The organism is Ensifer sp. LC384, assembly GCF_001695865.1.
Lineage (GTDB): Bacteria > Pseudomonadota > Alphaproteobacteria > Rhizobiales > Rhizobiaceae > Ensifer.
Window position 1 is genome coordinate 1 of sequence record NZ_MBST01000054.1, and the last position, 11,132, is coordinate 11,132.

Here is an 11,132-nt window from a genome sequence, read left to right on the forward strand (position 1 = left end):
GGTGCATAGATCGTCAATAATTTGGCGATAGCGGTCAGGCCCGATTTCAGCTTGATCCGTGTGCCATGCCCCACAAGCACAACGCCGCTCGCCGTCATCACATTAAGAAGATGAAATTCAGGGTGACGAATTGGCCGGAATACGAGGCCGGCCTGCGGCGGCGTGGCAGCCTGACCCTGTGGTTGACGCCGGAGGCGCTGGCGGGATGGCGTGCACCCCGACGCAAGACCCGCGGCGGGCAGCCCCGGTATTCCGATCTCGCCATCGAAACCGCCTTGACGCTGGGTTGCGTCTTCGGATTACGTCTGCGGCAAACCGAGGGATTGATGAGCTCGGTGCTTGATCTCATGGGGCTGAAGATCCCCGTCCCTGATCCTACGACGCTGAGCCGCCGCGCGCAGAAATGGACGCCATCACCCCAAAGACAGCCGCAGTTGCTCCCGGATGGCCCGCTGCATGTGCTGGTCGACAGCACAGGGCTGAAAATCTATGGCGCCGGGCAGTGGCTGGAGGACAAGCATGGCGCCCGATCACGGCGCAACTGGCGGAAGCTGCACCTGGCGTTGGATGCCGACAGCGGCGAGATCATCGCCCATCAGCTGACTGATCAGGACACGGACGATCCCTCCCAGGTGGGGCCACTGCTCGACCGGATCGATGCTGAGATTGGCCAGTTCACCGCGGACGGCGCCTATGACGGCAAGCCGACCTACGGAACAGTCCTGCAGCACAGTGCCGCCGCAAGGGTGGTCATTCCACCGCGTTCGACGGCGGTGAAGACCAATGATACGGGGCCACCCGGTCAACGGGACCGCCACATCGCGGCGAGTTTGAGAAGGGCGGCAATCGTCTTTTCGCGGACGCGCACGGCCTTGGCCGGCGTCGGCGCAGCCTCCCAGAGATCGAGCAGCCATTCGGCGCCAAGATCGCCTTCCAGCTCGAGCATTGCAGGAAAATAACGCCAGAGTTGCTCACGCATGCGGTTTGTCAGGCGATTGCGTTCAGTGCCGAGATCCTCGGCCATCCGCGACCATTCGCGCAACTCTATGATGACGGGTTCGGCTCCAGCCAGAAGCCGGTAGCAACGCGGATCGGTGCGCAGGGACGAGGCCATCACTTCTGCGTCCCGGCTGTCGTCCTTGGCGCCGGCAAGAGTGAAGCGGTCCCGGAAGCGATCCATCTGCTTCGGGCTGATGGAATGCACCCTGAAGCCGCGCTCGATCAGCGTTTCGACCACAGGCCCATGCGGAACCTCGATAGCGATCTGGATTTGTGCGGGATCGGTCGCGCCGCTCGTCGTCATCAGCCAGGCGGCCATCGCGGCGAGCCCTTCGCCACCGTGCTTGAATATCGGACCTGGTTGCTCAACTGGGTTGAGACGCCCAGGAGCTGATATCGAGCCCCGACCAGAGTGCGCGTTAGCATGCTGTCGAACGCTTTTACCCGGACCACCTTGTAGAAGCCGGCTTCGGCTAACTGGGCCAACCCATCCGCATCATTGGCGTCAGTCTTGTTGAGCGTCTCGTTCAATACCTTTTGTGCATGCCGCGCTTCAATGCAGATCGCGGGAACTCCCTCAGCCATCAGCGCGTGATAGAACCACGTCGACAGCGGCCCCGCCTCAAATATAACGCGTTTGGCGTGCGGGGTATGCTTGCGGATCAGCTGCACCAAAAGCTTTGGGTCAGAAGGGCACTTCCCCCGCCATATCCGCTTCCCATCTTGTCGGATCGAGATCGCAGTATCTTTCAACGAAACGTCGAGCCCTATATATTGGTCCATGGTTGCCTCCACATGATGTTTGGGCCCGGTGCCAATCGTGAGCCCGTATTTCCATCTTATCGGGGGCAACCACCCCCGCCAGCCATCATCTTGTAAATTGAGCTGAGACGATCGCGCCGCGATTACCCCATGTGTAGCTTCGACTGAGGCCGTGCTTTCCATTCCCTGGGAGATCATCGCAGGAAGCGCCAGAACCCGACATTCGTGAGGGGCACAGACCTAAGGACATTGTTGCATCTGGCAGCCTACATGTATGTGATTTCGGCGGCCTAATGTCGCGGGCACCGCGGACTTTTCTAGTGTTCCTCCGAGTTCTTGCGAGCGCTTTTCCGACACGCGACCGGTCCCGCCATGAGCGTGAGCGAGGCCGTATCATCGTCGGGGCGCCATAGGCAGTAGCACAATCGGCGTGGTAGACTTTCACCGCGCTGCGTGGGTTCCGTGACTTCGGGCGCGGCGCAGTGTGTGGATCACAGCTTCGATGGCCAATCTCGACGTCGATCGCAGGCTCGTCGCCATCCTCTGTGCCGACGTTGCCGGCTATAGCCGGATGATCGGCGAGGACGAGGAGGGCACCCTAGCGGCGCTCGCGGCGCACATGACTGAGCTGATCGGGCCGGCTATCGACCGCCACCGTGGGCGTATCGTCAAGACGACGGGCGACGGATTCCTAGCCGAATTCGCCAGTCCGATCGCCGCGGCGCTTTCGGCGCTCGAAATTCAGGAAGGCCTACAATCGAGAAACACTGGCGTTCCCGAACCGAAACGGCAATGGCTGCGGATCGGGCTTACCCTTGGCGACGTCATGGTGCGGGACGGCGACATTTTCGGCGACGCCGTCAATGTCGCCGCGCGCCTTCAGTCGCTTGCCGAACCGGGCAGCGTGTACGCGTCTGCAGCGGTCGTCGATCAGTTGCACGGGCATATCGGATTTGCTTGGAAGGATGTTGGCGAGAAGGCACTCAAGAACATCGCCCGACCGGTGAGGGCGTATCGTCTGGCGGCGGGCACCACGGCGGCGGTGCCGGCTGATGCGGCGCAACCGCGTCGCCTCAGCCTACGGCTTATCATTAGCGCTGCAGCGATCTCGGCGATTGCAGCGATCGTCGCATATGTTGTCCTGATTCCAGCCACGCTGCCAATCACCGCTCCATCAGCACCACCGACCGCCGAGCCGATACCGCAGGCCAAGCCGAGCATCGCGGTACTGCCGTTTGTCAACCAGAGCGGCGACCCCGCGAATGACTATTTCAGCGATGGCATCAGCGAGGATATCGTCAATGCACTGGGCCGCTTTTCGGCGCTGACGGTGATCGCCTACAACGCCACGCTTCCCTACAAGGGCGAAGCGGTCCGGCTGGCGGACGTCGGTCGCAAGCTAGGCGTGCGATATCTGGTGGAAGGAAGCGTGCGACGCGCCGGCGACCGCGTGCGCGTGTCGACCCGCCTAACCGATGCCGATAAAGGCATCCTGCTCTGGTCGGAGCGGTTCGAGGAGCAGTTCGAGGACGTCTTCGCCCTGGAGGATGCGATCACACGGCGCGTCGCCGGAACGCTTGCCGCCAACCTAACTCGTGTCGAGGAGCAACGCGCGATGGCCAAGCCACCCGACGTTCTCGACGCGTATGATCTCGTACTGCGCGGACGCGCCGAACTGCGTCGGGCCACCCGGTCCAGCAATCGCGAGGCGCGGCAACTCTTCGAGCAAGCCCTACAGGTCGACCCCAACTACGCGGCGGCGTCCGCTGGGCTGGGCCTTGCCTATTACCATATGGCGACGCTCGGCTGGACGGAGTTTCCGGACGATATGCTTGCGCGCGCCGAGACGAGCGCACAGGCGGCGTTGTCATCCGACCCGGAGAATCTCGATGCTCATCGTGTCTTGAGCAAGGTGCACAGCGTTCAGACCCAGTACGATCGGGCGCTGCTGGAAATCGACCGGGCCCTGGCGCTCAACCCGAGCGATGCGGAAAGCCACGCTCAACGGGGTGGCGCTCTACTTTGGGCGGGCAGGCCCGAAGAGGCAGTGGCAGCGCTGGAGACGGGGTTTGCCCTCGATCCGAGCCTAGAGGTCAACTACGTTCTCAACCTTGGGCTCGCATATTACACTTTGCGCCGTCACGACGACGCCATTCGGGTTCTTGAGCGCGGAGCGCTGCGCTATCCGGACTTCGTTTTCGTTCCGGTCGTGCTGGCGGCGGCGTATGGCCAGCTTGGACGCACCGGCGATGCCGAGCGCATGGCCGAAGCGGTCAAGCTTCGGCTGCCGGTCTTCGATCCGCAGACCTTCGGTTCAGAATTCCGGAACCGGGCGCACCATGACTACCTTATCGAGGGACTGCGCAAGGCCGGACTGACGTGAATGATCCAGCGTCATTGCGGGATGGCTGCACCAATCGGAGCGTCCTTGAGCTGCTCCCAATTCCTGTCTGCTGCCGCCGCGATGCCTTGCGGGTTCGCCTGGAAGCGTGTCGGGCCGTCCGATGGTCGGAAAACGAAAAGACGACCGTCAGAGATGAGCCAGGTCTCCGGGTTCGCTTCGACCTTCATCCCCTTGGACATCCCCATCGCGCACGACCCCGCATATTGCGGGGCATAGCGATCGGGATCGCCCTGGAACATCGACATATGCTGCTCCGACGCGAAGCGGTAGCGCACCTCGTCCCACGTATACTCGAACTCTGCCTTGCCGAGTGTTGGACGTCCTTCGGTGAAATAGGCGACCGGATCGTAGCCCTTGAGCGCTAGCCGCTTCGCATTATGACCGGCATTCTGCGCCCAGGCCCGGTGGCCCATCGTGCCGAGGAGGAGCACGGCAGCCGTCAAGAGCAATCCATCACGACGCGTCAACATGGAAGTTCTCCTGTCTCTTGCGGAATACCCTCTCAAAGAATGCCGCACGGTATTCTACCCCATTCACCGTCGGGATTTCACGATATTTGAATTACGTCGTCGATCCCGGCTTATGCCTTGGGGCCGCCACGGCCGTGTTCATCACGGCAACGCCGGACGAGCAGAAAACCGCCGACATGTGGGCGCAGCATATGGCTTGACCCGAGCGATTGACGATCTGTCATCACGTCATCCCAAGGCGTCACGGTGCGCCTGGTCCCAAGCGGCGATTTTTCGCATCTGGTTCGGCCTAATCCGGTCAGAGGAAGGACAACTTTGCCACATATTGCAGACCTCGCCGAGTGACGTGGCGAACTTTAGGAAAGGGTCGTTCTTCACGTTCCTCGCCGCGCGCAGCGCCTCTAGAGGAGTTTGCCCCACGCTCGTCGATGCCTCGCCGCATTGGTGCAGGTGAGGTTCTTCTCAGGTGGAGCATCGTACGCGTTGATCGTGATGCGGACCGGACGAAGGCAGCTGTTCGGCTTGAAATATCCCCTCCAGGGGGGATAGGAGAAGGCATGACAGAACACAGACACGAAAGCCATCCCGAGATTGTCAAGCGGCTGAAGCGGGCCCGAAGGACATCTGACGAGCGTCATCGCCATGATCGAATCAGGCAGGCCCTGTCTCGACATCGCCCAGCAGCTGCATGCGGTCGAGAAGGCGATCTCGCAGGCGAAGCGGAGGTTGATCCAGGACCATCTGGACCACTGCCTCGAAGAGGCCGCGGGCGCTCTTCCGCGCGACCAGCGCCGGTCGATCGACGAGTTCAAGTCGATCACCAAGTATCTCTAGGAGGAGTCTCGTGATCGGCGTCTTCCGCAATCGCATTTACCGTCACCTGTTCCTAGCCCAGGTGATCGCGCTCATCGGAACGGGTCTCGCGACCGTCGCGCTTGGGCTTCTCGCCAATGATCTTGCTGGATCCGCTGCCGGAGCGGTGCTCGGCACGGCCCTTGCCATTAAGATGATCGCCTATGTCGGCGTTGCCCCGGTCGCGGCCGCCTTCGCTGAACGTCCCCCCGCCGTGCGATGCTCGTTTCTCTCGATCTCGTCCGTGCAGCGGTCGCGCTGTTGCTGCCGTTAGTCAGCGAGGTATGGCAAGTCTATGTCCTGATCTTCGTTCTGCAATCGGCGTCAGCCGGATTTACGCCGACCTTCCAGGCGACGATTCCCGAGGTTCTGCCGGACGAGAAGGAATATACCCGCGCTTTGTCGCTGTCGCGCCTCGCCTATGACCTCGAAAGCGTCGCCAGCCCGATGCTGGCGGCGGCGCTGCTGACGGCAGTCAGCTTCCTTGCGTCGGCGGCCTTGGTCGTCTCGGTCATTTTGCCGAGTCCGAAGGCTTCAGAACACCGCGGCATTTATGAGCGGACAACGCGTGGCCTGCGGATCTACCTCGCCACACCGCGGCTGCGCGGCCTCTTCGCGCTCAACCTCGCGATCGCAGCGGCCGGCTCAATGGTCATCGTCAACACCGTAGTGCTGGTCCAGGCGGAATTCAGTCTCACTCAGCTCGACACCGCCCTCGCGCTTGCGGCGTTTGGCAAGATCTTTATGATACGCTGATGCCTGGTCGCCGACCCGACCTTGAACGCATCATCGGCGCTCTTTTAGGTTACAAGCGGGAAGATATAGAAAAATACTTGGAATGGCTTCAGAAGACGGTCAATAAGGTCAATCCCTGACTGAGAAATCTGGCTAAATGAAATAGAAGACCATCGAGCGATCAATCAGAAAGATTTTGATTGAAGAATGGGATCCCGTAGGATTCGCAATGTGCCGCTAGTGCATTGATTCCAACACTCACATGGGGAATGTCAAGGTGTAGGTTCAAGGGCATTTCCCTCCGTTCGTGTTCGGGTATCCAACGCTGAGCCCGTTCGCATGCCCCGGCCTGTTTCCATTGCCGGTTCAAACTCACATACGGTCGCCGTTTAAGGGCTGCACCATGATCCCGCTTGCGTTGCGGCAGAGGCTCAGGACGACGAAACCATTCTTGGTGGCGGCCTTTAAAGCCATATGTTGGATCGGTTCGTCACCTGGATCCATCAGGATTGGTCGCTCCTGGAAGATTACAGAATTTGGTTTGTAGGTTTTGTCAGGCGGTCTTCATCACAGCTCCCTCGATGACAACCCCGGCAGCTACGTATTTCCACAGGGCCACCAGCAATTTTCGCGCCAGCGCCACGATTGCACTTTTCTTCATGCGACCGCCGCTCGATTGGACCCGTTCTGTAAACCAGAGGCTGAGCGCTGACTCGTGACGCCGAAATACCGGTTTCGACCCAAGGCTGACGTTCAACCGGCGGGACAGGGATGTCCGTATCACCCTCATCTTTTAGCTTTTGGCCGTAGCGGCACTTCCATCTGAGGGGGCTTGGCAGGTCAGCGAAACTGGCCGCAAGACCACATGGCTGCGTGAGGCCGCACCGCTGCAACCATGATTTCAGTTCGACGCAACAGCATTGTCACGCCAGACGGCTGGTGACACACCGACAATCTTCTTGAAGGCTCGGCTGAAAGCCGCATCGGATTCATAGCCGACCTCGCCGGCTACCGCGGCCACCTTCATGGAGCTTTCGGCAAGCAAACGAGCGGCGATCTGCATGCGCCACAACGTCAGATACTGCATCGGTGCATGGCCAATCAGATGCGCAAAGCGCGAGGCCAGCGCCGCGCGCGACATTCCGGCCCGGCGCGCTAGCTCGTTCAGCGTCCATGGATGTGCCGGCTCCTCGTGGAGCATCCCTAGGACCTTGCCGATAACGGGATCGCGCAGGCCCGATAGCCAGCCCGTTTCATGGCTCGGCAGGGTTTCCAGATATTGACGCATCACCTCGACGAAGATGAGCTCGGCCAGCCGCAAGCGAATGGACTCGCCGCCAACCCGCGGTCGACGCGCTTCGGCAAGGGTCAGGTCGATCAGCCGACCCAGCAGGTCGTCGCGTTCGGTTTCAGGCCGCTTGACGCGCAGGAGGCGGGGCAGCGTGGAGAGCAAGGGATTGAAGGGCGCATGTCGCAGCCGAGATAGCCGCACACGAATTCGCTGCGCGGCTCGCCACCGCCGCCTTCGCGGATCACGAAGGGCAGCTTGCCGGTCATCATGTCCTGGAAAAAGTCCAGTGTCGCAGCCGCATCGAATTCAGGCGGCTGGTCCGGCGCGCTGAGCATCGCATAAGGGTCGCCATGCGCGAACACGAGGATGTCGCCCGCCTCAAACCAGGTAGACGCCACGTTAGGTATAGTCGCCCAGCCCGAGCCTTTTAAAATGATGTGATAAGAGACCACATGCTGGGCGCGCGGCAGGAGGATGGAAGAGAACGCATCCGTGTGCGGCACCTCCACTCCCCAAGGAAAGGACGCATCCACCAGGAAGAACAGCGCCCCCATGAGCTTGACCGTGCGCAGGACGTCCGAAAGCGGGTCCGCGCCATGTGTAGCTCGCGAAACGGGCGGCTTCACCTCCGTCACAGTGCCGGCCGGCCGGTCGCGACGTAAGATCGTGGACGATGCGGCAAGCGACAAAGACGTATGATCATGGGCTTGTACCAAGCGCAAGGATAGCCTGTGTATGCCGGCATATCCACTGGATGTGCCAGCTTGCGGATCGGGTTGGAGACAAGACCATGAACACGCTCGAGGATGTGCGCAGTCCTGCCGAAGTCTATGATGCCCATTTCGTGCCGGCGCTTTTTGCTCGATGGGGCCCCGTGGTCGCTGCGGAAGCGGAAGTGAGTGAGGGCGAGCGCGTGCTCGACGTGGCCTGCGGCACCGGCGCGCTCACGATTGCGGTAGCCGACATTGTCGGGCGGACGGGTTCGGTCGTCGGACTGGACGCCAATCCCGAGATGCTGGCAGTGGCGCGTCGCAAGCCTGTGCAGGTCGAATGGCTGGAAGGCACGGCCGAATCCCTGCCGCTGGCAGACAGCAGCTTCGACGCTGTCGTCAGCCAGTTTGGCCTGATGTTCTTCCAGCACAAGCCACAGGCCCTGCGCGAGATGATGCGGGTTCTAAAGCCGGGCGGCAGGTTGGCGGTTGCCATATGCGATGCAATCGAGAACTCGCCGGGCTATAACGCCTTTGCGCAATTGCTGGATCGGCTGTTCGGCAAACGGGTCGGCGACGCCTTCCGCACGCCCTTCATTCTTGGCGATGCCAAGCTGCTGCACGATATCTGCCGAGAGGCCGCCATTGATGATGCCCGTGTCGTGCAACGTAACGGAAAGGTTCAATTCGAGTCGATCGATGCGCTTGTGTCTACCGAGCGTGCCTGCGTGTGGACGCTTGGCGGCGTGCTCACCGACGAAGAGTTTGCTCGGCTCCTCAAGGAGTCGAAGACGGCCTTGCGACCCTTCGTGATCGATCGAGGCACCATCGAGTTCGACATGCCATCGCTCATCATCACCGCACGCAAGAGCCTGGAACATCCACATACAGGTTGAGCGCCAATCAGAGTTTGCAGGGCCGATGATTGCGCGAACCTCTCGTCAGGTCCCGGGCTGGTGCGAGCCACCGCTGTCCAGGCACTGAGTTTGTGGGACGTCGGAAATCCGGCACACAAACGATCTTTGAAGCGCTGGAAGCGAAAGCCGGCAATCCACCCAACCGCGACGGATGGGAACAGGAACAATCGAACCGTCATTGTCCTTCATCGACCTGTTCGGGAGCGGCGGATCTGTGCGAGAAACCCGCCGCCACCTGCGGTTGCCCAGATTGGCCCCACTTAGAACGCCATCCGGGATAAGGGGTGCGGAAGCACTTTATACCCTGGCTGTCGCCAGATTGGTTCTGAGCTCGAAAGCGAGTCCCGATCCGTCGCTGTATTGCTGCAGCGCGGGCGCACTCTCGCTCACGATCTCCTCCACGACGCGCTTGCGTTCCTCATCGGCCATGGCTTTGCCGGCACCACTCATGCCGACCAGCACCATCGTATTCAATCGCAAGAAGGGTGCGCCGTCGGTGAAACGGATGGTGCGGGATATCTTCCTTGACTGGACTTCATCGAAACCGGCGCCCCGAAGCAGCGCCTCAAGCGCGGCTGCGTCTCCAAAGCTGTATCGCTGATCGGTGATGGCGCCCAGATGGCGCTCCGCAACGCGGCGCAACTCTCGAAAGAACGGTATTTCGTCGTCAGAGCGCCACGTCGCCACCGCCAGCCTGCCACCCTTTGCCAGGGCCCGCCGCATCTGCGCTGCCGCCGCGGGCTTTTCAGGAAAGAACTGCATTCCTTGCTGGCAGACGACCACGTCGAACTGCTCTCCGTTGCGAAGAGGTAGTGCGCTGGCATTGCCCTCGCGCCAGTCGATGCGCGGTGCCACAGCGCGCGCAACGGCGAGCATATCCGAACTGATGTCGATGCCGACGATGTATCCGGCGTCGCCGAGGCGGTCCTTTGCGACGCGTGCGACTATTCCTGTACCACAAGCGATATCGAGGACACGATCGCCTGGAGACAGTTCCAACTCCTCGAAAGTCATTTCGGCCCACGGCCGAAAGAGAGGGTCAACGAGCCACCGCTCGTACATCTCCGGGAAAGTTGCCTGGTTGATTGCGTAGCTGGGAAGGGTCATCACTATCCTCCGCGAAGTTGCCACGCGGTCACTATTTGACAGGGCGAACGTCCTTTCGTCAGCGTACTGGTCATTCTGGCACCGAAGCTCGTATGGCGACAATCCACCCAATACGGAAGTCTGTGTCGGGTACGATCGAGATGCAAACTTACCTACACGGCGTTTCCACCGTAGCCGACCGATCTGCTGCTTGCATTCTACCCCGGCGGGCTTCCAGCACGGAAAAATGGGACTCTCCAGCCCCGAAAATATGGTCTCAAGAGACGGAAAACACGGCATACGGTCGAAAGGGCCGAGCCCGCCCTGCCGCAACATCGGAAGCAACTTCGCACGATCAAGAACCGCGAACTTGACGACCTCTTCGAAGCCTATGCGCTCGCGGCTGAGGCACTTGACAAGTTCCGAATGGAAGTACCGCGTCGGCCGGAGCTGATCGAGGAGTTTCAGACCGTCTGTGCCGGCCTTGAGGAGGACGCCAAGCGATTGCTGGCAAGGCTCACAAACCAGCGGTGATGATCAACGCGAATCGGCCCGTCACCATCGGACGTCCCGCTCAGTTGAGACATGAACGCGCAGCGGCTATTTTTTACAAGAAGTTAATAGTGATCAGTGCGTCCCGGCGCGGCATTGTCAATGTCTGGGTAATGACAGTCTCGGAGAGGGATGTACTAATCACCGGAAGGCAGGTGTTGCACTGGTGGAGCCGCAACTGGGAAAGCAGCCGCAGTCGACCCCCGTTTCCTCGATGCGCAGCTTCTGGGGGCTCATGTGTTGGGGTGGACGGCCCCCGAACGGCATCGAAACGTGCCAGAGTGAGTCGTGAAGATCTCAAACAAAGGGAGCCGTCCGTGGACAAGATTATCCGTATCGGCATCGATACGTCAA

General features: G+C 60.8%; 8 protein-coding genes and 5 pseudogenes. 5 read left to right on the forward strand and 8 right to left on the reverse strand.

The features are described 5' to 3' along the window. Nucleotides 1-65: 65 nt before the first annotated feature. A pseudogene (locus tag BC363_RS33930) lies at nucleotides 66-779 on the forward strand (IS5 family transposase); the annotation flags it as partial. A 23-nt stretch (nucleotides 780-802) separates the two neighbouring features. On the opposite strand, the gene BC363_RS27545 reads toward BC363_RS33930, so the two are convergent. Next, nucleotides 803-1,318: an IS110 family transposase gene (locus BC363_RS27545; protein ID WP_244519963.1), complete on the reverse strand. Its 516-nt coding sequence runs from the start codon at nucleotides 1,316-1,318 to the stop codon at nucleotides 803-805. 32 nt (nucleotides 1,319-1,350) lie between these two features. Then, a pseudogene (locus BC363_RS27550) lies at nucleotides 1,351-1,782 on the reverse strand (transposase); the annotation flags it as partial. 481 nt (nucleotides 1,783-2,263) lie between these two features. On the opposite strand from BC363_RS27550, the gene BC363_RS27555 reads away from it, so the two are divergent. Next, on the forward strand, nucleotides 2,264-4,144 hold the full coding sequence (locus BC363_RS27555; protein ID WP_065786251.1) for a tetratricopeptide repeat protein: 1,881 nt from the start codon (nucleotides 2,264-2,266) through the stop codon (nucleotides 4,142-4,144). An 11-nt stretch (nucleotides 4,145-4,155) separates the two neighbouring features. On the opposite strand, the gene BC363_RS27560 is transcribed toward BC363_RS27555, so the two are convergent. Continuing rightward, nucleotides 4,156-4,635 carry a YHS domain-containing (seleno)protein gene (locus tag BC363_RS27560; RefSeq protein WP_065786252.1) on the reverse strand — a complete coding sequence of 160 codons (480 nt, stop codon included), beginning with the start codon at nucleotides 4,633-4,635 and terminating at the stop codon, nucleotides 4,156-4,158. 557 nt (nucleotides 4,636-5,192) lie between these two features. Here BC363_RS27560 and BC363_RS27565 point away from each other — a divergent pair. After that, nucleotides 5,193-5,469: pseudogene (locus tag BC363_RS27565) on the forward strand (metal-sensing transcriptional repressor). 10 nt (nucleotides 5,470-5,479) lie between these two features. Continuing rightward, nucleotides 5,480-6,222, forward strand: a pseudogene (locus tag BC363_RS34835) (MFS transporter); the annotation flags it as partial. Nucleotides 6,223-6,594: 372 nt separating this feature from the next. Here the strand turns inward: BC363_RS34835 and BC363_RS36265 are convergent. From BC363_RS36265 to BC363_RS35635, 4 genes and pseudogenes are all read right to left on the reverse strand, one after another. After that, nucleotides 6,595-6,726, reverse strand: a complete 132-nt coding sequence (locus tag BC363_RS36265; protein WP_280137960.1) for a hypothetical protein — start codon at nucleotides 6,724-6,726, stop codon at nucleotides 6,595-6,597. A 49-nt stretch (nucleotides 6,727-6,775) separates the two neighbouring features. Further along, a pseudogene (locus tag BC363_RS27580) lies at nucleotides 6,776-6,934 on the reverse strand (IS110 family transposase); the annotation flags it as partial. A gap of 189 nt (nucleotides 6,935-7,123) precedes the next feature. Then, entirely contained in the window at nucleotides 7,124-7,714 is a 591-nt protein-coding gene (locus BC363_RS35630) for an AraC family transcriptional regulator (RefSeq protein ID WP_348272184.1), read from the reverse strand. Continuing rightward, nucleotides 7,600-8,148, reverse strand: coding sequence for a cupin domain-containing protein (locus BC363_RS35635; protein WP_202618629.1), 549 nt, complete (start codon nucleotides 8,146-8,148; stop codon nucleotides 7,600-7,602). The genes BC363_RS35630 and BC363_RS35635 overlap by 115 nt, the downstream gene beginning before the upstream one ends. 155 nt (nucleotides 8,149-8,303) lie before the next feature. Between BC363_RS35635 and BC363_RS27590 the strand changes: the two genes are divergently transcribed. Then, nucleotides 8,304-9,119, forward strand: coding sequence for a class I SAM-dependent methyltransferase (locus tag BC363_RS27590; RefSeq protein ID WP_065786254.1), 816 nt, complete (start codon nucleotides 8,304-8,306; stop codon nucleotides 9,117-9,119). Nucleotides 9,120-9,437: 318 nt separating this feature from the next. On the opposite strand, the gene BC363_RS27595 is transcribed toward BC363_RS27590, so the two are convergent. Then, the gene (locus tag BC363_RS27595; RefSeq protein WP_065786255.1) at nucleotides 9,438-10,247 is read right to left on the reverse strand and encodes a methyltransferase domain-containing protein; all 810 of its coding nucleotides are present in this window, start codon (nucleotides 10,245-10,247) and stop codon (nucleotides 9,438-9,440) included. Nucleotides 10,248-11,132 lie beyond the last annotated feature (885 nt).

Coding starts and splice junctions, on each gene's coding strand:
- BC363_RS27545 (WP_244519963.1), bottom strand. CDS start 1,318: ATGGCCGCCTGGCTGATGACGACGAGCGGCGCGACCGATCCCGCACAA.
- BC363_RS27590 (WP_065786254.1), top strand. CDS start 8,304: ATGAACACGCTCGAGGATGTGCGCAGTCCTGCCGAAGTCTATGATGCC.
- BC363_RS36265 (WP_280137960.1), bottom strand. CDS start 6,726: ATGGATCCAGGTGACGAACCGATCCAACATATGGCTTTAAAGGCCGCC.
- BC363_RS27595 (WP_065786255.1), bottom strand. CDS start 10,247: ATGACCCTTCCCAGCTACGCAATCAACCAGGCAACTTTCCCGGAGATG.
- BC363_RS27560 (WP_065786252.1), bottom strand. CDS start 4,635: ATGTTGACGCGTCGTGATGGATTGCTCTTGACGGCTGCCGTGCTCCTC.
- BC363_RS27555 (WP_065786251.1), top strand. CDS start 2,264: ATGGCCAATCTCGACGTCGATCGCAGGCTCGTCGCCATCCTCTGTGCC.